18 protein-coding genes are annotated in these 24,814 nt (G+C 60.7%); 7 read left to right on the forward strand and 11 right to left on the reverse strand.

Going from position 1 to position 24,814, the window contains the following annotated elements; genetic code table 11:
• Nucleotide 1: 1 nt before the first annotated feature.
• The 4 genes from HDEN_RS05635 to HDEN_RS05650 all read left to right on the forward strand — a co-directional run bounded on the left by HDEN_RS05635 (nt 2) and on the right by HDEN_RS05650 (nt 4,725).
• A complete protein-coding gene (locus HDEN_RS05635) occupies nt 2–2,956 on the forward strand; it encodes a bifunctional [glutamine synthetase] adenylyltransferase/[glutamine synthetase]-adenylyl-L-tyrosine phosphorylase (protein WP_245256738.1) in 2,955 nt (984 codons plus the stop codon).
• A 123-nt stretch (nt 2,957–3,079) separates the two neighbouring features.
• Nucleotides 3,080–3,712, forward strand: a complete 633-nt coding sequence (locus tag HDEN_RS05640) for a sigma-70 family RNA polymerase sigma factor (protein WP_041921564.1) — start codon at nt 3,080–3,082, stop codon at nt 3,710–3,712.
• A gap of 21 nt (nt 3,713–3,733) precedes the next feature.
• Nucleotides 3,734–4,210, forward strand: a complete 477-nt coding sequence (locus HDEN_RS05645) for a hypothetical protein (RefSeq protein ID WP_013215167.1) — start codon at nt 3,734–3,736, stop codon at nt 4,208–4,210.
• Nucleotides 4,207–4,725 (forward strand): periplasmic heavy metal sensor, encoded by a 519-nt coding sequence (locus HDEN_RS05650; RefSeq protein WP_013215168.1) that lies wholly within the window; start codon nt 4,207–4,209, stop codon nt 4,723–4,725. The genes HDEN_RS05645 and HDEN_RS05650 overlap by 4 nt, the downstream gene beginning before the upstream one ends.
• A 43-nt stretch (nt 4,726–4,768) precedes the next feature.
• On the opposite strand, the gene HDEN_RS05655 is transcribed toward HDEN_RS05650, so the two are convergent.
• The 9 genes from HDEN_RS05655 to HDEN_RS05695 form a co-directional block, all read right to left on the reverse strand.
• Nucleotides 4,769–5,746 (reverse strand): sensor histidine kinase, encoded by a 978-nt coding sequence (locus tag HDEN_RS05655; protein ID WP_245256739.1) that lies wholly within the window; start codon nt 5,744–5,746, stop codon nt 4,769–4,771.
• Between the two features lie 233 nt (nt 5,747–5,979).
• Entirely contained in the window at nt 5,980–8,637 is a 2,658-nt protein-coding gene (pepN, locus tag HDEN_RS05660) for an aminopeptidase N (RefSeq protein ID WP_013215170.1), read from the reverse strand.
• 94 nt (nt 8,638–8,731) lie between these two features.
• Complete coding sequence (nspC, locus tag HDEN_RS05665) at nt 8,732–9,901, reverse strand: carboxynorspermidine decarboxylase (protein ID WP_245256740.1); 1,170 nt, start codon at nt 9,899–9,901, stop codon at nt 8,732–8,734.
• Nucleotides 9,902–9,931: 30 nt separating this feature from the next.
• Nucleotides 9,932–10,369, reverse strand: coding sequence for a hypothetical protein (locus HDEN_RS05670; protein WP_013215172.1), 438 nt, complete (start codon nt 10,367–10,369; stop codon nt 9,932–9,934).
• Nucleotides 10,369–11,583 carry a saccharopine dehydrogenase family protein gene (locus HDEN_RS05675; RefSeq protein WP_013215173.1) on the reverse strand — a complete coding sequence of 405 codons (1,215 nt, stop codon included), beginning with the start codon at nt 11,581–11,583 and terminating at the stop codon, nt 10,369–10,371. Before HDEN_RS05675 ends, HDEN_RS05670 begins: the two co-directional genes overlap by 1 nt.
• A gap of 174 nt (nt 11,584–11,757) precedes the next feature.
• Complete coding sequence (locus HDEN_RS05680) at nt 11,758–12,300, reverse strand: c-type cytochrome (RefSeq protein ID WP_013215174.1); 543 nt, start codon at nt 12,298–12,300, stop codon at nt 11,758–11,760.
• Nucleotides 12,287–13,585: a sulfite dehydrogenase gene (gene soxC, locus HDEN_RS05685; protein ID WP_013215175.1), complete on the reverse strand. Its 1,299-nt coding sequence runs from the start codon at nt 13,583–13,585 to the stop codon at nt 12,287–12,289. The genes HDEN_RS05680 and soxC overlap by 14 nt, the downstream gene beginning before the upstream one ends.
• A gap of 18 nt (nt 13,586–13,603) precedes the next feature.
• Nucleotides 13,604–14,419, reverse strand: coding sequence for a quinoprotein dehydrogenase-associated SoxYZ-like carrier (locus HDEN_RS05690; RefSeq protein ID WP_013215176.1), 816 nt, complete (start codon nt 14,417–14,419; stop codon nt 13,604–13,606).
• Nucleotides 14,420–14,608: 189 nt separating this feature from the next.
• Complete coding sequence (locus HDEN_RS05695; RefSeq protein ID WP_013215177.1) at nt 14,609–15,256, reverse strand: TetR/AcrR family transcriptional regulator; 648 nt, start codon at nt 15,254–15,256, stop codon at nt 14,609–14,611.
• A 183-nt stretch (nt 15,257–15,439) separates the two neighbouring features.
• Here HDEN_RS05695 and HDEN_RS05700 point away from each other — a divergent pair, with 183 nt between their 5' ends.
• The 3 genes from HDEN_RS05700 to HDEN_RS05710 all read left to right on the forward strand — a co-directional run bounded on the left by HDEN_RS05700 (nt 15,440) and on the right by HDEN_RS05710 (nt 22,435).
• A complete protein-coding gene (locus HDEN_RS05700; RefSeq protein ID WP_245256741.1) occupies nt 15,440–16,675 on the forward strand; it encodes an efflux RND transporter periplasmic adaptor subunit in 1,236 nt (411 codons plus the stop codon).
• Nucleotides 16,676–16,688: 13 nt separating this feature from the next.
• Entirely contained in the window at nt 16,689–19,853 is a 3,165-nt protein-coding gene (locus HDEN_RS05705; RefSeq protein WP_013215179.1) for an efflux RND transporter permease subunit, read from the forward strand.
• 125 nt (nt 19,854–19,978) lie between these two features.
• On the forward strand, nt 19,979–22,435 hold the full coding sequence (locus tag HDEN_RS05710; RefSeq protein ID WP_013215180.1) for a tetratricopeptide repeat protein: 2,457 nt from the start codon (nt 19,979–19,981) through the stop codon (nt 22,433–22,435).
• 3 nt (nt 22,436–22,438) lie between these two features.
• Here HDEN_RS05710 and HDEN_RS05715 read toward each other — a convergent pair whose 3' ends face one another.
• Entirely contained in the window at nt 22,439–23,560 is a 1,122-nt protein-coding gene (locus HDEN_RS05715; RefSeq protein ID WP_081446225.1) for an extensin-like domain-containing protein, read from the reverse strand.
• Between the two features lie 197 nt (nt 23,561–23,757).
• Nucleotides 23,758–24,738 carry an AraC-like ligand-binding domain-containing protein gene (locus tag HDEN_RS05720; RefSeq protein WP_013215182.1) on the reverse strand — a complete coding sequence of 327 codons (981 nt, stop codon included), beginning with the start codon at nt 24,736–24,738 and terminating at the stop codon, nt 23,758–23,760.
• Nucleotides 24,739–24,814 lie beyond the last annotated feature (76 nt).

Here is a 24,814-nt window from a genome sequence, read left to right on the forward strand (position 1 = left end):
CATGGACCAGCCCATCGAATCGAGCCTCGCCTCCCGCATCGTCGAAGCCCCGGTTTCCGCGCCTGACGGGCGGGGAGCGGAACGCTTGAGTTCGCTCATGACGGAGGCGGAAGCCAATGCCCCGGCGCTCGCCGCGGTGCTTCGCGATCCGAAGGTCGCTGACTTGCTGCGCGGCACGTTCGATGGCTCGCTGTTTCTGACGATGCTGGCGACGTTCGATTTGGAACGGCTCGGCCGCGTTCTGACACAGGTGCCTGAGGATCACTTCGCGGCGATGACGCGAGACCTCGCTCAGACCATGAGCGCGGTGCCAGACATGGCGGCGGCAAAAAAAGTTCTGCGGAAATACAAGACCGAAGTCGCGGTGCTGACGGCGCTTGCCGATCTCGGCGGCGTCTGGCCGGTGATGACGGTCACGCGTGTTCTGTCGGAATGCGCCGACGCAGCCGTCGCGGCCGCGGTTCGTTTCCTGTTTCGCAAGGCGACCGAGCAAGGCGTGTGGCAGCCGCCCGATGTTACCGCCCCTGAACAGGCGTCGGGTTACTTCGTCTTGGCGATGGGCAAGCTCGGAGCCTTCGAGCTCAACTATTCGAGCGACATCGACCTGATCGTTTTCTTCGACCGCGAGAAATCGCGCCTCGCAGGCTCCGGCGATCTGCAATCGTTTTTCGTTCGTCTGACGCGCGACCTCGTCGTGTTGCTCGATGAGCGGACGCCGGACGGCTATGTGTTTCGTACGGACCTTCGCCTGCGGCCCGATGCTGGGGCAACGCAGGTTGCGCTTTCGACGGCTGCCGCGCACGGATACTACGAGACGGTTGGCCAGAACTGGGAACGTGCCGCGATGATCAAGGCGCGGCCGATCGGTGGCGACATCGGCGCGGGCAACGATTTCCTAAGTGAATTGTCGCCGTTCATCTGGCGCAAATATCTCGACTTCGCATCGATCTCCGACATCCATGCCATGAAGCGTCAGATTCATGCGTATCGCGAGATCGGCGGGATCACCGTTCCTGGGCAAAATCTGAAGCTTGGACGCGGCGGCATTCGCGAGATCGAATTCTTCGTCCAGACGCAGCAATTGATCGCGGGTGGTCGGCAACCGGATTTGCGCGTACGGGCGACACTCGACGCGCTTGCGGCACTCGAGGAGCGAGGATGGGTAAAGGCTGGCTGTCGTGCCGAACTCGACGAAGCTTACCGATATCTGCGCCGTCTCGAACATCGTGTGCAGATGGTCGCCGACGAGCAGACGCACGAGTTGCCCGCGAACCCGGCGACGCTTGAGGCGTTCGCGCATTTCGCGGGCTATCCCAGCACGAACGAGCTGGCGGCCGAGTTGACGGCAAAACTCGAAACGGTGGAACGGCACTATTCCGAACTGTTCGAGGATGCTCCGGCATTGAGCGGAGAAAGCTCGAACATGGTCTTCAGCGGTGCCGAGGATGACCCCCAGACGGCGGCTGAATTGAAGCGCCTTGGCTATTCGCAGCCTGCTCAAGTCCTCGCCATCGTTCGTGGATGGCATCACGGCCGGACTCCGTCGGTCAGGTCGCCGCGTGCCCGCGAACGCCTGACCGAAGTCCAGCCGCTGCTGATCGCGGCTCTCGCCGATACGGTCGATCCCGATGCCGCGATCGCGAGCTTCGATCGCTTCCTGTCGGAATTGCCGGGCGGCGTGCAGTTCTTTTCGCTGCTCAAGGCGCAGCCGGGTCTGATCCGGCTTTTCGCCGACATCATGGGATCGGCGCCGCGTCTCGCGCATATCCTGTCGAAGCGGCGGCGTCTGCTTGATGCCGTGCTCGATCCGCATGTCCTCGGTAGCCGCCTGGACGAGGATGCGATCGATGAACTGCTGATCCGGTCGTTCGCCACGGCACGCGAGACAAGCACCGGCGATCCGATGCAGGAGGTGCTCGACACAGCACGCATCATCGGCAGCGAACAGAAGTTTCTAATCGGTGTCAGGGCGCTGACGGGAAGCATCTCGGCGGCGGGAGCGGGGCTCGCCTATGCCATCGTTGCGGAACGTCTGATCGCCGGGCTGCTGCGGGAAGTCGGCCGCCAGATGGAGGTCGAATACGGACGCGTGCCCGGCGGCTCCGCGGTCGTGATCGCGATGGGCAAGCTCGGCGGGCGCGAGATGACGGCGTCGTCCGATGTCGATCTCATACTCGTTTACGATTTCGAGCGAGGCGCGGAACAGTCGGACGGGCCGCGTCCGCTCGCGCCGCAGCATTACTACACGCGACTGACGCAGCGGTTGATCACGGCGCTCACCGCGCACACGGCGGAGGGTGCGCTCTATGACGTCGACATGCGTCTCCGGCCGTCGGGCCAGAAGGGTCCGGTCGCGACGCAGCTTTCGAGTTTTGCGAGCTATCAGGCGAATGAGGCGTGGACCTGGGAACACATGGCGCTGACGCGGGCGCGCGTGATCGCCGGTTCGCCGGAATTGTCAGCACGCGTTGAAACGGAAATCCGCAATGTGCTGACGGTGCCGCGCGATCGGGCGCGGATCGCGGCCGATATCCGCGACATGCGAAACCGGATCGAAGCTGAAAAGGCCACGAGCGACATCTGGGACTTGAAACAGGTGCGCGGCGGGCTCGTCGATCTGGAGTTCATTGTTCAGCATCTGCAACTTGTGTTCGCCGCCGAGCATCCGCGCATCCTCGATCAGACGACGCTGGTGGCGCTGGATGTGGCTGCCTCCGAAGGTTTGATCCCGGTCGAGGAGCATCGCCGGCTGTCGGCGGCCGGGCAGCTTTTGCATGATTTGACGCAAATTCTGCGCCTCACGCTCGAGGGGCCGTTCCATCCCGCTTCGGCTCCGAAAGGCTTGAAATCCCTGCTTGTACGGGCCGGCGAGGCCCAGTCTTTCGACGACTTGGAACGCAAGCTGAAAGACGCTCTCGCAGAGATCCGCGGTGCTTTCGACCGTCTGATCGTCTGAGCGCCGCGGCAGCGACGGATCGCGCCGCCTATGGCGTTCCTATCATCGAATGATGCAAACTGGCGCCGGACCTTAACCTTGTGCGCCGAGCGGCAGTCGAAAGCCAGGTAGGCAGCGAAAAGCATGTCGAGGGGATACGTGGCGGCGATCAAGACCGACGGCAGCCCACCTCGTCCGCGACCTGCGGCCGAGACCCGAAACGACGAGGCTGTCCTTGTCGCCGGGGCCGGTCAGGGCGACAGCCAAGCGTTCGGTGTGCTGATGGAACGGCATCTCGGAACGATGGTGTCGGTGGCGCGGCGGATGCTTCGCGACGATGCCGAAGCCGAAGATGTTGCGCAGGAGGCGTTCTTGCGGCTTTGGCGTTCGGGCGCGACGTTGGAGATCGGGCCGGCAGGCATCAGGCCGTGGCTGCGCCGTGTCGTTTCGAATTTGTGCCTTGACCGCGTTCGCGGACAGGGGCGCGTGAAGGTGGTTGATGAATTGCCGGAGGTGCCGGAGCCGGCCAAGCAATTGGCCGCTCTCGAAAGTCAGGACGTTCAGCATCGCGTCGGCGACGCCATGCAGAAGCTTCCCGAAAGGCAACGTCTGGCGCTGACGCTCTTTCACTTCGAAGGGCTCAGCCAGATCGAGATTGGAAATATCCTCGGCGTTTCGGATGAGGCGGTGGAATCGCTGCTGAGCCGGGCACGCAGGCAATTGAAGGCGGATTTGAAATCGGATTGGGAATCGCTGCGCAATGACAGCGAGCCCTGATATGCGGGAGACGGTGAGACAATGACACGGAACCTGAAGCCTGCAGGGCTTGACGGATTGGAGGCGGCGCTCGACACGTACGGCGCTGATCGCACGCGTTGGCCTGCGCCTCTCCGGCACGAATTGTCTGCCCTGATCGCCGACAGCAGCGAGGCACGAAAGATGCTTCGCGATGCGGAGCTTTTCGACACGCTCCTGGATCGCGCGCCGCAGTATGATGCCTCGCGTCTCGACGGTCTCAAGCAGCGGATTGTTTCGGCTGCGGCGCATCAGCCGCGCCTGGTTGTCACCCAGCCTCAGGTGTCATTACCCCGGCCGGTTCCGCACCATCGTCAGGGTTGGGCCGTGACGGCGCTGGCGGCGTCGCTTGTTCTTGGCGTTCTGGCAGGACAGTCGAGTGTCGTCAGTTCGCTTCTTGGAACGAATTCAGCGTACGCGTCGCGTCAGGTCGCCCAAACCGATGATGCCGACTTCTTGCTCGACGAGGATATGCTGTGACGGTCGACGGAAATGCGAGTGCTTCCAGACGTTCGCGTCTGGTCTATCCCGCGCTGATTGTATCGCTGGCGCTGAATCTGCTTTTCATTGGCGGAATGGCCGCGGCGGCCTGGCATTTCAATAAGCGCCACGTGCGCGGTGAATTCGGCCTGCTGGCTTTTGCGCGTCAGTTGCCGCCGGAGCACCAGGACGCTTTTCGTAAGCAAGTTCTGGAGGCTCGCGCCTCACTGAAGGACGAGCGCGAAGCCGTTCGAGGCGCCTGGCTCGACGTCAATGCCATTCTGACCAGCGAACCCTTCGACAAGGAAAAGCTGAAGACTGCGTTGGTGAAGCTCAGGGAGACTGAAAGTCAGTTCAGAGCCGGCCTCAACAACTCGTTCGCAGAGATTGCCGAGAGCGTCACGCCCGAAGAACGCAAGCTCCTGCAGGCATGGCGCGACAAGCGCAAGCCCAACTTCCTCAGGCGCGGCGATGTCGAATCTCACAAGGCCGATGGCGACATAAAGCCTGACTGAAATCGCACTTAAGCGGACGCCGTCTCGAAGAGTTTGCGTGCGGTCAGACGCGTCCCGAGAACAGGTCATTCTGGGTCGCTGCAATGAATTGCACGGACCACGAGCGAACGCCTTCAGGCGTGTTGCCGACCCGAAGCTCGGCATTCGAAAGCTCGCACAGCGTCCGTGCGAGGATCATGGGAAAGTCTTCGTCGATCGCGGCGCAGGTGCATTCCTGACCAGACAATTTGATTGAGAGTTCGGCGGTGTCGTTCGTGGTTCGCACATCGATGCGGACGACGGCGCCCGAGCAGGCATTGCGCGATACTTGAGCCAAAAGGTTGATCAGCATCTGCCGAACAGCCTGAGGGTCGCCGATGATCGCGAGGTCGGCATTGACATCGCAATCGATCGTGATGGCGCGAGCTTCGAGATCGCAGGCGGCGAACGCGCAGGCCTCATCGACGATGCATTTGAGCTGGCAGGACTGCGGCGTTCCCTTGTGAGAGGGGGCCGTCAGGAGGGCTGTAATGGCCAGGGCGTCTTCCGCCGATTTCAACAGCACGCGGCCGCTGGCATGGATGTCGCGAGCATAGTCGCCGTAGGCGCTCGATCCGAGGGGGCCGAAGACTTCTTTCGACATCAGTTCGGAAAAGCCGAGAACCGCATTCAACGGGGTGCGAAGTTCGTGGCTCATGTGAGCGGTGAGTTTCGCCCAGGCAGCGCGGTCGATGCCTGCGCTTGACTGGGGCTTGGCAAGGAGTTCGGTGAATCGGGTAGCTTCGGGTTGGCGCGCGGCTTTGATCTGGCCCGTCGAGGCGTCCGAGTTCTCTCCCGAACACAGGATAAGAGCGCCAGCCAGCCCCGCGCCAGCTACGAGCAGTATCGTTCCCAACGATTGCGAATCAATATTCAGGACAGCAATGCCGATCACCGTCAGCAGAGCGGACACCATCAGCAGCGGGGCGCGCCGGATATCGCGGCGGCTTGCCTGTAGCAGTGTCCGGGACAGCGCGTGTGCGCGCGTCCGGTCTGCGGTCAAGCTGGCAAAGTTCCCCCGTTGAGGAACGGACCAAGTCCGCGCCATCTTCCAATTCCCCTGCCGAATTTTGTAAGTGCCCCAATCCTGGCCGGAACCGAATCGGTGCCGCGTGCCATTGATTCGACAATCACCGATTTGCGACTCACCTGTCGAGGGAGAAAAAATCGGCAGAGAATCAAATCTCGAAAGCGTGGCATTGAGCAAAATCATGACGCCATGTTTGGCGTCGCGATTTAGTCTTCAAGCATGCGGGAGACGATCTCGCGGCAGTCACGCGAGAGGTGCGTGGCGTCTGCAACTCGTTTCAAGGCCGCTTTCGCCCGGTTTTTGCGTTTGGGCTCGAGCGAACGGTAGCTTCGGAATGCCCCGAGCATGCGCGATGCGACCTGCGGATTGAGGGCGTCGATCGCCAAAACTTTCTCGGCGAGGAAATCGTATCCCGCGCCGTCGGCCCTGTTGAATTGCAACGGATTGCCCATCGCGAACGCGCCGATCAACGCTCTGACCTTGTTCGGGGTCGTGATCTTGAAAAGCGGATGTGTGCATAGCGCCTTGACGTCATCCAGCGTTTCGGCGCGGGGCGACTGCGCCTGCGCTGAGAACCACGTGTCGATCACGAGATGATCGTCTTTCCAGCGCTCGAAGAAGTGCTGAATGACGCTCTCGCGCGCCGGCGCGTCCACCCCGGCGATGAGGACGAGAGCGTGCGCCGCGTCCGTCATGTTCGAGGATTTGCGATAGTGCGTTTCGAGGCGAGTGTAATCTTCGTCCATTCCGCGCATCGTCATCAGCGACAGTGCAGCATTCCTCAGTGCACGCCGACCGGCACTTTTGGCGTCGGGTGAAAATTTTCGACCGTTCGAGGTGCGGGCGTAAACGTCGTCCAGCGTGTCGGCGAGCTTTTCGGCGACCGCGCCGCTGAAGGCGCGATGCGCTTCGAAAATCGCCGCATGATCGACGCGGACGGATTTCTCGCGCGATACGTCGGCAACGGAGGGGAGTTTCAGGAGCTCGGCCTTGTAGGCGTCGTCGAGGTCAGGATTGCGCAGCGCGTGCTCCAGCGCCGCGGCGAACTTCGCTGCCTTGGAGGCGACAAGCGGCTTTGGCCGTTTCGCGTCGAGCAAAGTCAGGATGCTGCGCGCGGCGTATTTGTTGCTCGCCTGCCAGCGATTGAAGAGGTCGCTGTCGTGATGCATCGTGAAAGCGAGATCGTCGTCCGAGAGCGCGATCGTGACATTGACCGGCGCCGAGAAATTCCTAAGCAGCGAAGGAACGGGCCGCGAGGTGACGTTGCCGAAACGGAACTTGGTCGTGCGGTCGGTGATGGCGAGAACGCCTGGACGAATTTCCTTACCCTCTTCGACGGTAAAATCCATTTCGTTGCCGTTTTCGCCGAGGAGGGCGATTGCCAGCGGCACGAACTGCGGCTGTTTCTTTGCCTTGCCGTGCGACGGCTTCAGCGTCTGATGCACGGTAAGTTCGGCGGCTTTCTTGCGGCGGTCGAACGTCAGATCGCAGACAAGTTCTGGCGTTCCGCTTTGCGTGTACCAGCGCATGAATTGTGAAAAGTCGAGGTCGCTCACGTCGGCGAAGCACGCGACGAAATCTTCGATGGTGACGGCCTGTCCGTCGTGGCGCTCGAAATAGAGATCCATACCGGCGCGGAATTTTTCGCGCCCGAGGATCGTCTCGATCATGCGCACGACTTCGGCGCCTTTTTCGTAGACCGTCGCCGTATAGAAATTGTTGATCTCGATGTAGGTGTCCGGCCGCACGGGATGCGAGAGCGGGCCCTGATCCTCAGGGAATTGCAGGGCGCGCAGTTGGCGAACGTCGGTGATGCGTTGCACCGTGCGGCTGCGGCTTTCGGCGGAAAATTCCTGATCGCGATAGACGGTCAGACCTTCCTTGAGGCAGAGCTGGAACCAGTCGCGGCAGGTGATGCGATTGCCGGTCCAGTTGTGAAAATACTCGTGCGCGACGACGCTTTCGATCGATTCGTAAGTTGTGTCGGTTGCCGTTTCGGCGGATGCGAGGATCAGGCGGTCGTTGAAGATGTTGAGCCCCTTGTTCTCCATCGCGCCCATGTTGAAATCGGACACGGCGACGATGTTGAAGACGTCGAGATCGTATTCGCGGCCGAAGCGGGTTTCATCCCACCGCATCGAGCGCTTGAGAGAATCCATCGCCCAATGCGCGCGCGCTTCCTTGCCATGCTCGACGTAGATGCCGAGATCGACCTTGCGGCCCGACTTGGTCGTGAAGGTCGAATCCAAAAGAGCGAGATCGCCGCCGACGATCGCGAACAGATAGGACGGCTTCGGATGCGGATCGTGCCAAACGGCGTAGTGACGTTTGCGGCCGGGGAGCGTGGCTCGCGCCACGGGATTGCCGTTGGCGAGAAGGACAGGGGCTGTTGCGACGTCGGCTTCCAGGCGCACGGTGTAGCGCGCGAGAACATCCGGCCGGTCGAGGAAATAGGTGATGCGGCGGAAGCCCTGCGCTTCGCATTGCGAGCAATAGACACCGCGCGACAGATAGATTCCCTGGAGCGCCGTATTTTTCTCGGGATTTACGACCGTCGTCACTTCAAGCGTAAACGGCTCTTTCGGCGGCGACGCGATCGTCAGGCCGGTGTCGTCGATTGCATACGCGGGGCGACGCAGCTTCTTGCCGTTGAGCGAAATGCTTTCGAGATGCAGCAATTCGCCGTCGAGTCTCAGCGGCGCTTTAGCGGTGCTTTTCGACTGCGGATTGCGGCGGATCGACAGTTTCGAGACGACGCGCGTTTTTGTCGGATCGAGCGCGATGTCGAGGTTGACGGTATCGATCAGGTATTCGGGCGCGCGGTAATCAGCGAGAAGAACTGGCTTAGGATGTTCTGATTTCATGTGCGCCCCGGCGCCGGCAATTGCTTCGGATTGGGTTCGCCGGACGATCGAGGCGACAATAACTAATCGTCCGGCGGATGGCTATCCCGCGAACTCAGCCGAGGCGGCGACGGAATTCATCGTAGCCGAATGCGCGGAGCACGGTGCACGTGTTGTCTTCGTTCAGGACGGCGAGGTCCGGCAAAGGGACGCCGTTGAACGTGTTATTCTTGACGAAGGAATATTGCATCATGTCGGTGAAGACGAGCCGATCGCCCGGCTTCAGCGGCCGGTCGAAGGAATATTCGCCGATGATGTCTCCGGTCATGCAGGTTTTGCCGCCGAGAATATAGGAGTGCGGTTTTTCGCCGGGTGCACCGGCGCCGACGATCGAGGGTGTGTAGGGAACTTCGAGTACGTCCGGCATATGCGTTGACGCCGAAGCGTCGAGGATCGCGATGTCTTTCTCGTTGTGATGAAGATCGAGAACGGTCGCGACGAGATAGCCCGCATCGACGACGTGACCCGCGCCGGGCTCCAGAATGACTTCGACATTGAATTCGCGCCGGAATGCCTTGATCGCCGCGATCAGTTTCTGGATGTCGTATCCCGGCTTGTTGATGAAATGGCCGCCGCCGAAGTTCACCGCATCGACACGGCGGATATAGTCCGGGAACGCGCGGGCGACGTGCTCGATGAGACCGACCGATCCGGCGTCGCCGGATTCGCAGAGCGAATGCGCGTGAAGGATACCGACGTGCTCCCACGGTACGCGGTCGAGCATCTCGCGCGTTGCGCCGAAGCGCGAGTAGGGCGCACACGGATCGTAAAGCGCGCCGCCGAGAGTCGCGTTGGAGTAGCCGGGATTGATGCGGAGGCCGACGCTGACGTTCGGATGCGCTTTCAAAGTCGCGAGATTTTTTTCGATCTGCTCCGGCGAGTTGAAATAGATGTGCTGCGCCAGCTTTGTCAGACGTTCGACTTCGCCCGGTGCATAGGCCGGCGAATAGACGTGCACTTCCTTGCCGAATTCCTCGTGGCCGAGGCGGGCTTCGTACTCACCGCTGGCCGTCGTGCCGTCGAGCACTTCGCGCATCACGGGGAAGGCAGCGGGGAGCGCGAAGGCCTTCGTCGCGAGCAAAATCTTGCAACCGGCTTCGCGCTTGATCTCGGCCGCGCGCGCGAGGTTGCGCTTGAGCGCCGCCATGTCGAGCACGTACGAGGGCGTTGCGATGCTCTGCACCCAATCCGACGACTGCACCAGAATCTCTGAGGTCTCTGCCAATCCTGCCACCAATTCGAGTTCGAACTCGCGCTAATTCGTAACGCGAACGGGGCCGGCGGTCGTGCCGGGCCATTTGTAGACGAACGTCAGATACGCGAGCGCGATATAGATTGCGCCGAATGCCAACGCACCGAGCCCGGCGGAAGCTTCGTAAAGACTGAAGCCATATAGCCAGGGCGGCCGGACATCGCCGAAATTGTCGATGTCCGTCGCGCGCGCCGTCAACTTCGCCCAGGCGTGATCGGTGCCGATCAGGAGACCGTTCAAGCCTGCCGTCACGGCCCCCATGAAGGCCAAGCCGCACGACAGCAGCGCGAACGCGAGAAGCCGGAGCGAGAGCGGGGCCTCGCGCAGAAACAGCCAGAGCCCGGCAATATAAGCCGAAATCATTCCGAAGCTAACGGACACGACCGAGATGACGAGCCCGGTCAGGTCGTTGCGAACGCTGAGAATGTCGGCTTCGCTCATCAGGTCTCGACGGCAAAGAGCTTCTTCTGATCGGATTTCTCGATCTCTTCCACGTGCCACGGCAGGCCCTGCTTGCCAAGCTCTTCGAGGAACGGGACGGGCGGCAACTGCTCGACGTTGAAGACGCCTTTGCCCTTCCATTCCTTGCGGAACATCATGATGGCGCCGACGACGGGCGGCACGCCGGTCGTATACGACACGGCCTGCGCGCCGACTTCCTTGTTGGTCTCGGCGTGGTCGCAGACGTTCCAGATCATGTAGCGCTTTTTCTTGCCCTTCTTTTCGCCTTTCAGCACGACGCCGATCGACGTTTTTCCGGTGTAGTTCTCGGCAAGCGACGACGGCTCCGGCAGGAGCGATTTCAGGAATTCCATCGGAATGACGGGGTTGCCCTTGTACATGACGGGATCGATGCGCGTCATGCCGACGTTTTCGAGCACTTCGAGGTGCTTGATGTAGTTGTCGGAGAACGTCATCCAGAAGCGGATCTGCTCCAGGCCCTTGATGTTCTCGACGAGGCTTTCCTCTTCCTCGTGATAGATCAGGTAGGACTTGACCGGCCCGACTTCCGGATAGTCGATCATCGTCGAAATCGACAGCGGGTCGATCTCGATCCATTCGCCGTTCTTCCAGTATTTGCCGCGCTGGGTCACTTCGCGGAGATTGATCTCCGGATTGAAATTGGTCGCGAAGGCTTTGCCGTGGCTGCCGGCGTTGCAGTCGATGATGTCGATGGTGTGAATCTCGTCGAAGAGCTTCTCCTGCGCATAGGAGCAGAAGATGTTCGTCACGCCGGGATCGAAACCGCAACCGAGAACGGCCATCAGGCCCTTGGCCTTGAACTTGTCGTGGTAAGGCCACTGGTATTTGTACGTGAACTTCGCTTCTTCGCGCGGCTCGTAGTTCGCCGTGTCCATGTAGTTGACGCCGGCTTCGAGGCAGGCGTCCATGATCGGCAGATCCTGGTACGGAAGCGCCATGTTGATGACGAGGTCGGGCTTGACCTTGTTGAGAAGCTCAACCGTCTCTGCGACGTTGTCGGCATCGACCTGCGAGATATCGATCGGCGAGACGCACTCGGCCTTGACCTTCTTGCAGCTTTCGATGCGGCGCGAGGCAAGATGGATCTTCTTGAAAACGTCGCGGTTCATCGCGCATTTTTTCGCAACGACCGAACCCGCCGCGCCAGCCCCGATGATGAGTACGTTGTCCACTCGTCCGCTCCTGTTTTGATCCGCCGCCTGGGCGGCATCGCTGGGGGCCGGAAATAGGGCACGTCGGCGGGTATTTCAATACTAATTCAAAGACGTTAGCCGATTGGGCGAGAGCTGCGGGAGCGTTGCGGCGCGGCGGGCGCCGATTATGACAGTGCAAATGCTTTCGGCGGCTCACTTCTTGGCGTCGATGGGGACGAAACCATTTCGGTTCGGCATCTCAACCTTCGGTAAAGAGAGTGCGTCCATTTCATCGCTTTCTGAGATGATCTTGTTGGCCGCGAGAAGATAAGCCGTCAGTGCGTACAGTTCGTCGGACGACAGAGAGCCCGGCGCCGAAGGCGGCATCGCGCGCCGGAGATAATCGAAGATCGTCGTTGCGTAGGGCCAGTAGGATCCGATGGCCTTGTTCGGATGGCCAGCCGTCGGCGGCATTGGGCCGCTGACGAGGTCTTCCGCAGTTGCGCCTTGACCTTGGTCGCCGTGACAGCTTGCACATTTTTGCACGTAGATGGCTCGGCCCTCTTTCGCCGTGCCGTGGCCGGAAGGCAGGCCGCGACCATCCGGAAAGACCGTGATGTCCCATTTGGCAACGTCAGCCTTCGACATCGGCGTTCCGAGCTGCGGCGCTTGCGCGCGACTTTGAGCCTCCGCGTCGGTCGCGATGACCACGCATGCAAGACACATGAAGAGCTTTGTGAGCTTAGGCGTAGACATGGGTGACTGCTCCGTCCTCGTCGACGGCCCAGCTTACGATGGCATTGTAGTGGAAGTATCCGTTGCGCCCGCGTTCCTTGATAAGAACGTCGCGTTCGGGCTGCACGTAGCCGGTTTCATCGGTTGCCCTGCTCTTGAGAATTGCGGGCTGTCCGCTCCAATGCCAAGGCATGCGGAAGCGCGTGAAGCAGCGTGTCATCACCGGCTCATCGAGAAGGGCATCCGCCCATGATTTGCCGGCGTCCGCCGAGACTTCGACTTTGACGATCTTGCCACGTCCGCTCCATGCGAAACCGCGGATCTGATAGACGTTCGGTCCCTCGAGGGTTTGGCCGTGCGACGGCGATGTGATCAGGGATTTCGCGTCCATCACGAACGTGAACATTCGCGCGATGCCCGAGGGAAGCAACTCGGTGTACTTCGCCGTTTCGTTGCGTGTCATGGAGGGTTGGTCGGTGACGTGTAATCGCCGAAGCCATTTGACATTCGTGATGCCCTCCCAACCCGGTACGATAAGACGGACAGGATAGCCATTCTCTGGCCGCAGGCGCTCGCCGTTTTGATAGAGCCCGACGATGGCATCATCCATGAGTTTTGAGAGCGGCAGGCTGACGTTTAAAAGATTGGCATCGGCGCCCTCGGCGATGACCCAGGACGCGCCTTCATCGACGCCCGCTTCGTCAAGGAGAATGGAAAGCGGTACGCCCGTCCATTCCGAGCATGAGACGAGACCGTGAAACGATCCGACGGAGCGCTGTATGGGTTCTTCGTGCCAGCCGGCGTTGCTGTTGCCTCCGCACTCGATGAACAAAAATTGCGACCGCATCGGATAACGGAGAAGGTTTTCGATCGTGAACATAAGTTCCCGACGGACGCGGCCGTGGATCACGAGGCGGTGCTGTTTCGGGTCGATATCAGGCACGCCGTTATGATGGCGCTCGAAATGCAATCCGCTCGGCGTGACGATGCCTTCGAGATCTTCGAGCGGCGTCCAAGAGACGCCATCGCCAGCGGGTTCGCGATTGCCGCCGATGTTGCGGACGACATATTTTTCATACTTCGAGGGCGTGCCGTAGCTGGTGAACGCGCCACCTGTCCGGTGCAGCCAAGCCGGATCGGCGAAGTCTTCAGCTTGCGCCGGTTTCGCGGCATCGCCTCGCGCGGGTTCGGCGGTCGCCGCCGCGGCGACCGCAAAGAGTGCGCCGCGCTTAAGCAAAAGGCGGCGGTCTAAAAGACCACCGCCTGCAATTGGCGTCAGATCACTGTCTGAAAATTTACCGGTCATGGACCGTGGGCGTGAAAGCTACGATTGGCTCGGTGTGGACTTGCCGTTGAAGGCCATGCCCTCAGAATCTTCCGCGTGCACGCTCATGACGTCGGTCGGATTGCCCTGATACGAAAACCGGAAGTGCGGATTTTCGCTGATCGAAATTCCGCCCGTCATCGCGAAGACGAGTTTGTCGCCGGTGCGAACCTCGATCTTGTCGACAAAATGCGCCGGCGTGTAGAGGCCGGTCACCTGATCCATTTGCAGTCCGGAATTGTTGGGATGCCGGATCATGACCTCGGCTTCCTGGACGGCTGCTGCATCAGGATCTTTGAATGCCGTTCGGATTTTCATCTTGCCCATCGACTTGGCAGCTTCCTCGGCATCTTTCGAAGCCGGCGCCGAGCAGCCTCCCGAGGCTTTCACAAAGCTCGATGTCATGTAGAGCTTGCCGTCGGCCGTCTCGGCGATGGCGCGCACGTCGGAATATTGATCGATACGGACGCGCGTCGCGAGAACCCGTTCGCCGGTCCCGGCTGCATCGCCGTAGTTGAATGTCGCGACGATGGGCGAAGGATTCTTGTCGATGACCAACGTCAGCGATTTGACGTCCTTCGCGAACTCGGCGGGGAGGCGGATGGTGATCGGCACCGTCGAGGCGTCTTCGGCGCGATAAGGCGCCTCGAGCTTCACTTTTCCGGCGCCGTCCAAGAGATCGCGGCTGCCGAAGGTGGCGCTTTTGATTCCGTCCCAAATGGCTGTGTCGTCGGCAGCGCGCGAGTTCGGCGCTGCAAACGCCAACGCCATGCCAAGCAGTGCCAATGTTGCCGACCGGATCGCTATGCTGCGCATGCTACCTCTTTGTCCAGGATAGAGATCGCCAAGCAAACGGTCCTTGGCGTTTGCCAAACCTTCCCGATGCTACACCAGCATGTCGTGCAAGTCATCCGCTACGCAAGATGCGCGCGGCCTCATTGGAATATATAGGTGGTTGCTATACTTGTTCAAAATCAACGGGTTGTGAAATTGCGGCAGGTTTTCTCACGCAATCGTCGGGCTTCGGCGGACTTTTGACGCCGGAAGGCGAGGCGCTGCCGCCAGCAAATTGCGCAACATCCGGACGAGGCGCGAGGCTGGACCTTTCTTGCCGCACTGAATGTTGATCCGTGCGCCCTCGAACAGCAGAAACACTTCGTCGGCGAGAAGCTCGGGTTCGCGGTAGCGCGCGGACTTGAACAGTTTTACCAGATTGGCGCGCTTGCGGCTCTTATAAGCCTCGATCACGGCCCGCGCGGGATGCTCGGCGTCGAGTTCGACGGCTGCATTGGCGATGGCGCAGCCGCGTTCGAGCTTATTGGTCAGGACGTCCTCGACGTAATCGACCCACGCATCGAGGCACTTTTCGGGGTTTCCGGAGTTCTCGGAAATAATGCGCTCCCAGACCTCGTCGCCTTCGTCTGCGAGCCGTTTGATGTAGGCGACGATCAAATCGTCCTTTGATTTGAAATGCCTATAGAGCGTCATTTTATTGGTAAGAGCGGTCTCGGCGATGGCATCGACCCCAACGGGGTGGAGGCCGTACCGGTAAAAAAGGTCGCGTGCCGCAACCATGATACGCTCTCGCGGCGGCAGTTCCGCGAGCTCCGGAGAGCCGTCCATGCGCAATCTGTTGATCTGCAGTGTGTTCATGGCCCCTTGACGAGGATGTTACCGGTCGGTACCTACGCGTTACCGATCGGTAACAAGTATCATGACTCGCAGTTCCTTGTCATTTGCTTCTTTGGCAATGCAGCTCTCGGCCTGCGAGACGTCACGCGATGCGGCGATGCGTATGGGGCGCCGTCAACAAAAAACGCATCTGGTGCTCCGGCAATGATGCAGCCACCGGCAAAGTCAGACAGACGGAGATTCAAGCTGTTTACCAGATCCGCCATCATCGCAACGTCGACGCTGCTGGTCGCCTTCGGTCTGTCCGGATGTGGCGAGGAGAAGTCGAATGCGCAGACGGCCGCCGCTCCCCCCGCGCCCGTCGTGACAGTTGCCAAGCCCGTTAAGAAGCTCGTTTCGGATTACGACGAGTATGTCGGCCGTTTCATTGCTGTCGATTTCGTCGAGGTTCGTGCGCGCGTCTCGGGCTATCTCGATAAGATTCATTTCACCGACGGCCAGATGGTGAAAGCGGGCGACCCGTTGTTCACGATCGATCGGCGCCCATTTCAGGCTGCGCTCGATCAATCGAAAGCCGCGGTTTCGCAGGCGCAGGCGAACCTCGCCTTCGCGGAAGCCGATTTGAAGCGCGGCGAAAGTCTCGTGCGCGGCACGACGATCACGCAACAGACCTTGGATCAGCGCGTGCAGACGATGCGCGTTGCGGAAGCCAATGTGACGGCGCAGGAGGCGGCAACGCGCCAGGCGCAGCTCGATCTCGATTTCACCGAACTCGCAGCACCGGTTTCCGGCCGTATCGGCGATCGCCGCGTTTCCACGGGCAATCTCGTCAGCGGAGGTTCCGCGGGTACGACGACGCTTCTCGCGACGATCGTTTCCGTCGATCCGATCCGGTTCGAATTCACGATGGATGAGCAGTCCTATCTCCGTTATTTGCGCGCAGCGTCGGGATCGCAGGCGAACTCCGTTGATCGCGGCATGACGCTTCCCGTGTCGCTGAAGCTCATCGACGAGCAGGATTTCAAGCACAACGGCAAGATTGATTTCGTCGACAACGTCATCGATCGAGCGTCGGGGACAATCCGTGGGCGCGCCGTCTTCGCAAACGCCGACGGCAAGCTGACGCCCGGAATGTTCGGCCGCATCCGGCTTTCGGCATCTCCGCCGGCCGAGGCTCTGCTCGTGCCTGATACCGCGATCGGCACCGAGCAGGTGCGCAAGTATGTTCTCGCTGTCGGCAAGGATGATGTCGCGACGCCGAAGTACGTGACGCTCGGTCCGGTCGTCGATGGCCTCAGGGTCATCACCGCAGGCCTTGCGGCCGATGATACCGTCATCGTCAATGGCCTGATGCGCGTGCGCCCGGGCGTCAAGGTTGCTCCTCAGCAGGCGACAGCCGAAGCAGCGACGGCGAAGGACCAGTCGGTCCGCACCAACTGAACAGGCAGACCGAATGCGCATCTCGCATTTCTTCATCGACCGCCCGATCTTTGCGGCCGTCGTCTCGATCGTGATCATGATCCTCGGCGCGGTTTCCGTGACGCGCCTGCCGATCGCGCAGTATCCCGATATCGCGCCGCCCGTCGTAAACGTCACCGGTCAGTATCCCGGCGCCAGCGCCGAGGTGGTGGCCGCGACGGTTGCGACGCCGCTCGAACAGCAGATCAACGGCGTCGAGCGCATGCTGTTCATCTCGTCGAACTCGACGAATGACGGACGCTTCTCGATCTCGGTTACGTTCGATATTGGCACCAACCTCGATATTGCGCAGGTGCAGGTTCAGAACCGCGTGGCCATCGCGCAGCCGCGCTTGCCAGCCGATGTTCGCAACATCGGCGTCACGGTGGCGAAGGCATCCCCGGACCTGATGATGGTCGTGCATCTGCTATCGCCGGATAATTCGCGCGATACGCTGTTCATTTCGAACTACGCCAACGTCAACCTCGTCGACACCTTGAGCCGTATTCAGGGTATTGGTTCGATCACGGTGTTCGGTGGCCGCGACTACTCGATGCGCGTCTGGCTCGATCCCGACCGCCTGCAATCCCTGGCGATGACGGCCGGGGATGTCGTGACAGCGTTGCAAGGGCAGAACGTGCAGGTTGCGGCCGGCATCCTCAATCAGCCGCCGATGAAAGATCCGGGTGCATTTCAAATCACGGTCCAGACGCTCGGCCGTCTCGCCGATCCGAAACAGTTCGGCGAAATCATCGTCAAGAGAAGCGGTGATGCCGTCGTGCGGCTGAAGGATGTCGCGCGAACCGAGCTCGCCGGCCTCGACTACGGCGTGAACTCCTATCTTGATAAAACGGCGGCCGTCGGCCTCGGCGTCTTCCAGCTGCCGGGTTCGAACGCCATCGATACGGCGCAGAAGATCAAGGATACGATGGAGGAAATTTCGAAGAATTTCCCGCCGGGTATCAAGTACGACATCATCTACAATCCGACCGATTACATTCAGCAGTCCGTCAACGCGGTCGTCGAAACGATCCTGGAAGCGATCGTTCTGGTCGTCCTTGTCGTCGTTCTCTTTCTACAGACATGGCGTGCCGCAATCATCCCAATTGTTGCCATTCCCGTGTCGCTCGTCGGAACGTTCTTCATCATGGCGATGTTCGGCTTCTCGCTGAACAACCTGTCCCTGTTCGGTCTGGTGCTCGCAATCGGCATCGTCGTCGACGACGCGATCGTGGTTGTCGAGAACGTCGAGCGCAATATCGCGAACGGATTGAGCCCGCGCGAGGCGTCCTATCGCACGATGGAAGAGGTCGGCACCGCGCTGATCGCCATCGCGCTCGTGCTGACGGCGGTGTTCGTGCCGTCGGCGTTCATCACGGGTATTTCAGGCCAGTTCTATCGTCAGTTCGCGCTGACGATCGCCGGCGCGACGGTCATCTCGCTGATCGTTTCACTGACTCTGTCTCCAGCGCTGTGCGCGCTGTTGCTGAAACCTCATGCCGAGACGCATCGCTCCAGTCTGATCATGTGGCCGGTGCATGCATTCTTCCGGCTATTCAACTGGAGCTTTGACAAGCTTTCGTCGGGCTACAGCTGGTTTGTCGGCAAGATCGTCCGCTTCGCGGTCATCATGCTGGTCGTATATGTCGGCTTGATCGCGTTCGGTTTGAACGAGTTCCGTAAGACGCCGATCGGGTTCATTCCCGACCAGGACGGCGGCTATCTCATTACTGTCGTGCAATTGCCGCCGGCTGCGGCGCTCGATCGGACGGATGCCGTCAACAGGCGCATCGTCGATCTCGCGCTGACAGTACCTGGCGTCGCCCACGCTGTCAGCATCGTCGGCTTCTCCGGCGCCACGCGTGTCAACGCTTCGAACGCCGGCGCCGTGTTCATCGTGCTGAAGCCATTTGAAGAGCGCTCGCGCGATCCGGCGCAGTCGGCAAAAGGAATTCAGAGCGCGCTGCTGGCGAAATTCTCGGCGATTCAGGAAGGCATGGTTCTCGTCGTCTCGCCGCCGCCGGTTCGCGGGCTCGGCAGTGCGGGCGGTTTCCGCATGATGGTCGAAAACCGTTCCGGCGCATCGTCCACCGTGCTGCAGGATGCGGTCAACGCGATGATGGGTAAAGCGGCGCAGACGCCGGGCGTGATGCAGGTGTTCTCGCTCTTCGAAACAGCGACGCCACAGCTTTATCTCGACATCGACCGCGTCAAGGCAGAGATGCTCGGGATCAATATTCCTGAAGTGTTCGCGGCGTTGCAGTCGTATCTCGGCTCGATCTACGTCAACGACTTCAACATCATCGGCCGAACGTATCGCGTGACCGCGCAGGCGGACAGCGCCTATCGTCTGACGAGCAAGGATGCGCTCAACATCAGGGTCAGGAACGCCAACGGCGATGCCGTGCCGCTCGGTTCGTTCACGACCATCAGCGACGTCTCCGGCCCGTCACGCGTTCCTCGATACAACCTGTATCCGGCAGCAGAACTCGATGGTTCTGCGGCGCCCGGATTTTCGCAGGGGCAAGCGATCGACATCATGCAGAAGCTTGCGGCCGAAACGCTGCCTCCCGGCTTCAGCTATGAATGGACGGATCTGGCGTTCCAGCAAATTCGCGCCGGCAACACGGCGATATTTGCATTCGCGCTGGGCGTTGCATTCGTATTCCTGGTTCTTGCGGCTCAGTTTGAAAGTCTGACGTTACCGCTTGCCGTCATTCTGATCGTCCCGATGAGTCTCATCGCGTCGATCACGGGCGTCATCCTGCGCGGCATGGACAACAATATCCTGACGCAGGTCGGCTTCATCGTGCTCATAGGCCTCGCCGCGAAGAATGCGATTCTGATCGTCGAATTCGCGGAGCAACTCGAGGCGCAAGGACGGGATCGGTTCGCGGCCGCAACGGAAGCCGCGCGACTCAGAATGCGACCGATTCTCATGACGTCGCTGGCGTTCATTCTCGGCGTCGTGCCGCTGGTTTGGGCGGTCGGCGCGGGTGCCGAGCTTCGTCAGGCGCTTGGAACGGCGGTGTTCTCGGGCATGATCGGCGTCACGGTGTTCGGCTTGATCTTTACGCCCGTGTTCTACGTGATCTGCCGCTGGCTCGCGGGCCTCGGCCGGCGTCGGCGGGCAGAGCCTGAACTCCACCCCGCAGAATAGCGAAGTCTCTCCGGCGACGCATTCGCCGGAGCTTGGTCACTGCCTTAGGCTCGCAAGCTCCGTGCACGCTGGCGGAGTCATGTCTGATCCTCGATTGTGCCGAAACGGCTATCATCGAGTGAGCCATGAATCGCAAAGAGCGACGGCGTGCGCAGGCGACGGCCAGCGTAGCGCCGCATCAGATCGATCCCGCGATCGCCGCCGATTATCGCGAGGCGGTGAACTATCTTCAGGCCGGCGAATGGCTGAAATCAGAAACGGCGCACCGGCGCGTTTTGGCGAAAGCGCCCGGCCATCCGCCGACCCTGCATCACCTCGGACTGATCGCATTCAAGTGCAACGACGGCGCGCGTGCGGTCGACTATATTCGCCAAAGCCTCGCGTCTGATCCGAAATATCATCAGGCATGGCTGAACCTCGCGATCATTCTTGCCGATCTCAAACGCTCGCAGGAAGCCATTGAAGCCTGCAAGCAGTGCGTCGGCCTGCAGCCTGAAAACTCGGCGGCCTTTGAAGTGCTCGGCAACCTGCTGCGAGTCGCCGAGAGCAACGCGGAGGCGATCGACGCCTATCTGACGTCGCTCCGCTTGAAGCCGGAGCAGCCGCGCGTGCTGGCGCGGCTTGCCGAAATGATGCTGCAAAGTGGCAAGTGTTCCGAGGCGCTGACGTATTGCCGGCGGGCGCTCGTGATCGATCCTTCGCTCGACGAGTTGCGGCGGCTGGAGCAGCGGATACTCGCTGCTTCAGGTTCGATCAACGAAATCGAAGCGACGCTTTCGGAGCAGACAAAAAGCCCTGAAGAGATCGCCCAAAACTTGAACGAGCTCGGCGACTATCTGCGGACGCAATGGCGATACGAGGAGGCCATCGACGTCTACAGCCGCGCCGCGCTCACGGACCCGAGTTCGGCGGATGCGCTGCTCAACATGGCGCTCGCGTTCACGAGCCTCGGCCGTAAAGAGGAAGCGCTTGCGAGCTATCAAGCGGGCCTCGCGATCGATCCCGATCGTGCCGAAGCTTACGCCAGCGTCGGCAATCTGCTTCGCGGCATGGGCATGGCGGACGGCGCGATCCAAGCCTACGAAAAGGCGATCGATCTCAATTCGACGCTCGCGCTCGCGCATTACAATCTTGCGGTAACGCTCAAGGAGCGCGAGCGCTATGACGAGGCCCTTGCTGCATTTTCCAGATCCGTCGAGCATGCGCCGGACTCGGTCGCAAACCGCTTCGAGCGGATGAACCTGCGCCGCGTTCTGTGCGACTGGGAGGGGCTTGATCGCGAGGAAGCGGATTGCCTCGATCAGTTCCGCCAGCGCAAGGAACTCGTCGCCCCTTTCCAGTTGATCTCTATTCCATCGACGCGTGCCGATCAGTTGCAAGCCGGACGAAAAAACGCCGCGACGCTGTCGGCTCCGGTTGCGTTGCGCTTCACGCAGCATCGCAACGGCCTCGGAGTCGGGCAGCGCATTCGCGTCGGATTTCTGTCGGCTGACTTTTTCAATCATGCGACGGCGATGCTGCTCGTCGAGGTTCTGGAGAACATCGACCGCAGCCGCTTCGAGCTTTTCGGGTACTGCTTCAGCCCGGACGATGGCAGCGATCTGCGCCGTCGGGTCGTGGCGGCGTTCGATCACTATGTGCCGATCGGCAATATGACCGACCGCAACGCGGCGCGCGCGATCCACGACGACGGCATCGATATCCTCGTCGATCTCAAAGGCTATACGCGCGATGGGCGGCCGGAAATTCTCAGCTATCGGCCAGCACCCATTCAGGTGAACTATCTCGGCTATCCGGGCTCGATGGGCATGGACGGCATCGACTACATCGTAGCCGATCCGATCGTCGCGCCGATGGCGCATCAGGGAGATTATTCCGAGCGCATCGTTCATCTGCCGGATTGCTATCAGCCGAACGATCGCAAGCGAACGATTTCAGAGTTGCCCGTGACGCGGGCCGATGCCGGTTTGCCCGAGGATGCCTTTGTCTTCTGTTCGTTCAACAACAGCTACAAGCTAAACGCGACGATGTTCGACGTCTGGATGTCGCTATTGCGGAACGTTGACGGCTCCGTGCTTTGGCTTCTCGTCCCGACAGCCACATGCCGCGAAAATCTTCGGCGCGAGGCGGCTCAGCGTGGAGTCGATCCAGACCGGCTCGTGTTCGCAAGCCGCAAGCCGATTGCGGAGCATCTCGCGCGGCATCGGTTGGCCGACCTCTTTCTCGATGCGCTTCCCTGCAACGCCCACACGACCGCGAGCGACGCATTGTGGGCGGGACTGCCGGTCATTACCGCGACGGGCGAAACGTTCTCCGGGCGCGTTGCGGCGAGCCTGTTGACGGCAGTGGGATTGCCGGAGCTTGTCACGAAAAACCTCGACGACTATGCCGAGCTTGCACTCGCCTTGGCGCGAGATAAATCCAAGCTTGCTGATCTCAATGCGAAACTTTCAAGGCAGCGGGAAACCGCTCCGTTGTTCGACAGCATGCGCTACACGAAGAACTTCGAGCGCGCGCTTTCCATGATGTGCGACATCGCACGCGCCGGCGAGCCACCGCGCGCGTTCGCCGTTGTAGACTAACGGCTAATGGCAGATCGAACGGTACTTCCGTTCTTTCATGTCGAGATGGAAGTGATCGCGGTGCGCCGCGTTGGCGTCGGGGCCGAGGACGGTTCCGAATATTTCGCACGCTTCGTTGTGGGCCACATGTAGGAATTCGGACGTCGGGTCTTTTTCCGGCTTTTTGGTTTCGTCCGGCTTGGTCTTCGATTTGTCGGTTTCGTCGGTTGCGGCAACCTTTGATGCAGCAATCCGAACCGCGACGACGGTCACTGTTTTCGCGTGGGCCCCGTGAGTGCTTGCTGGCTTCTTGGCGTCAGCGACCGGTTCCTCCTTGGGCGCGGCCCAAGATTTCGAAATCCGGATGACTTTGCCGTTCTCGAGCACGAAACCCGAGATATCGATCGCGTTCATATACGCGTGCTCGCTGATGGGTGCGCGTGCCAGCCCATAGCGATTGCGACATGAATACGAACCAGCCAGAACGCGCGCGATGGGCGAGCCGAAGCTTTTCTTGGCAGCGGGCTGCAGCTTGTCGGAAATCCATGTGTTGAGCGCGGCGATCATCGGACAGCGGAGCGTTGCCGGGGGCTGGAACTTTACCTTGCTCGCGCCGAGGCTCTGAAGCTCACGCGGCGCCGGCGCTCCGCAGGCGCCCTCACGCGCAGGCGGAAGTGGCTCGGTGACGATTGTCACCTTATCGAGCAATCGCTCGCACTCGGATTTGGCGTCCGCGATTTCGGTCTCGGTCCACTCGGGAACTTTTTGTAGGGCGGGTGGAACGGGAGCGGCAACTTTTGGATCCGTTGCCGGGGAGGATGGCGCCGCCGGATCCACTGCCGCTTCCTTTGCTCCGGAGGGAGCACCGGCGTCCGGTTCGTGGGCATCCGGGGCGAGCGGATGCGTCCGAACGATTTCGATCGAGGGCGCGGTTGGCCCGCGCTCGGTCAGGTAGGCATGCAACACGGCGAGAAGAACCAGCCCGATGAAAACGGCGCGCGACAGGTTGATCGAAGCGCGAATGAAAAAGTGCACCGCTCTGGCGACGGCAAGAGTCCGCAGCGCTTCGGCGCGCGCCTGCAGCACCTTTGCGCGCGCTTGCAGCGCCCGTGCGCGGATCAGAACTTCGTGCCGGGCGCTCACCATAAGCTCCAACAAAAATCTGGCGGGCATCGCGCCAGCATCGCATATCCTGGTTACGTTTCGATTAGGGCGAGAGGTGGCCGCTCAAGCAATTTCGCCATCGCGGAGCATATGATGCGGGTGCTGATGAAAACGACGACGCTCGGCCGCTGGTTCCGGGGTGCGGGAGTGGTCCGGCGTATGTGCAAGATAAAGAGCTGTTAAACTCTTGCGCCTGGGTTCTGCGCCTGCACCCGGTAACTCCTGGGAGTAAGACCCGTCGTGCTTTTGAAAAGGCGGCCGAAATGCGAGACGTCGCCGAATCCCCACGAGTAAGCAATGTCGCTGATTTGCCGATGCGCCTGAGCAGGGTCGGAAAGCGCATCCTGGCATTTTTCAAGTCTGCGGGTGAACAGCAGACGTTGTAGCGATGTTTCCTCGGCTTCGAGAAGCTGGTTGGCGTAGCGTACCGAAATGCCCGCAGCCGCGGCGAGTTCGTCGCACGTTACGTTCGGGTTGGTGAGATTGGCGTCAACGACGGCCCTGAGCCGCAGAAGCGAGATCAGTCGTCCTGACGAGCGCGCCGTCGATCTGCCGTCGCCTTCAGTAAGCGCCAAGGCGACGAGATCCGTCAGCTGATACGAAATCTGTTTCTGGGCAGTGTCACTGAGCAGCGCCAATTGCACCGGAAGCAGCTGGATGAAGTTCGAGACCAGCGCGCCGGCGCCGCTCGACCCATCGATGCGCCGCGTGGTGAGTTGTCCGATGCGGCCGAGGCGGGCTTCGCAATTGCGCCGCTCGATCTCGAGCAAGAATTCTTTGCACCCTGTCGAACACTCGAAGGTGCTTGCGGCGGCATTATCGACGAGGGTCAAATCGCCGGCCTTCAGAACCACGTCGCGGCCGTTCTGACTGATCCTCGTGGATCCGGAAATCTGCGCACAGATGAAGACGGAGTTCTTCGACTGCGCGAGCTGGCGGGAGGTGCGCCAGGTGCTCAGACCGTTGTTGCTGGCGATTGTGAGAAACGCACCGGCGAACGGCAGGGCCGTGATCTCGCCCTCGAAGGTGGAGAGATCACGCGGCCTACAGTCAAACGGAACCATGGCCTTGCAGGCCGCTTCATGCCAGTAGTCGAAGCGGTCTCGCGGATGTACGGAGGCGGTCGATACGAGAGCCGTCTCAGAGGCGCGGCGCTTCACGATATCACCGGGAGATTTGACGCAATGGGGGCGTGCTCGACATAGGGTCACCGTGCGGATAACGCACGGAATGATA

This window comes from Hyphomicrobium denitrificans ATCC 51888 (assembly GCF_000143145.1).
Lineage (GTDB): Bacteria > Pseudomonadota > Alphaproteobacteria > Rhizobiales > Hyphomicrobiaceae > Hyphomicrobium_B > Hyphomicrobium_B denitrificans.

Excerpts from the sequence above, each read along its gene's own strand:
- HDEN_RS05635 (WP_245256738.1), top strand. The coding sequence starts at position 2 with ATGGACCAGCCCATCGAATCGAGCCTCGCCTCCCGCATCGTCGAAGCC.
- HDEN_RS05640 (WP_041921564.1), top strand. The coding sequence starts at position 3,080 with ATGTCGAGGGGATACGTGGCGGCGATCAAGACCGACGGCAGCCCACCT.
- HDEN_RS05645 (WP_013215167.1), top strand. The coding sequence starts at position 3,734 with ATGACACGGAACCTGAAGCCTGCAGGGCTTGACGGATTGGAGGCGGCG.
- pepN (WP_013215170.1), bottom strand. The coding sequence starts at position 8,637 with ATGAAATCAGAACATCCTAAGCCAGTTCTTCTCGCTGATTACCGCGCG.
- HDEN_RS05670 (WP_013215172.1), bottom strand. The coding sequence starts at position 10,369 with ATGAGCGAAGCCGACATTCTCAGCGTTCGCAACGACCTGACCGGGCTC.
- HDEN_RS05680 (WP_013215174.1), bottom strand. The coding sequence starts at position 12,300 with ATGTCTACGCCTAAGCTCACAAAGCTCTTCATGTGTCTTGCATGCGTG.
- soxC (WP_013215175.1), bottom strand. The coding sequence starts at position 13,585 with ATGACCGGTAAATTTTCAGACAGTGATCTGACGCCAATTGCAGGCGGT.
- HDEN_RS05690 (WP_013215176.1), bottom strand. The coding sequence starts at position 14,419 with ATGCGCAGCATAGCGATCCGGTCGGCAACATTGGCACTGCTTGGCATG.
- HDEN_RS05695 (WP_013215177.1), bottom strand. The coding sequence starts at position 15,256 with ATGAACACACTGCAGATCAACAGATTGCGCATGGACGGCTCTCCGGAG.
- HDEN_RS05700 (WP_245256741.1), top strand. The coding sequence starts at position 15,440 with ATGATGCAGCCACCGGCAAAGTCAGACAGACGGAGATTCAAGCTGTTT.
- HDEN_RS05705 (WP_013215179.1), top strand. The coding sequence starts at position 16,689 with ATGCGCATCTCGCATTTCTTCATCGACCGCCCGATCTTTGCGGCCGTC.
- HDEN_RS05710 (WP_013215180.1), top strand. The coding sequence starts at position 19,979 with ATGAATCGCAAAGAGCGACGGCGTGCGCAGGCGACGGCCAGCGTAGCG.
- HDEN_RS05715 (WP_081446225.1), bottom strand. The coding sequence starts at position 23,560 with ATGGTGAGCGCCCGGCACGAAGTTCTGATCCGCGCACGGGCGCTGCAA.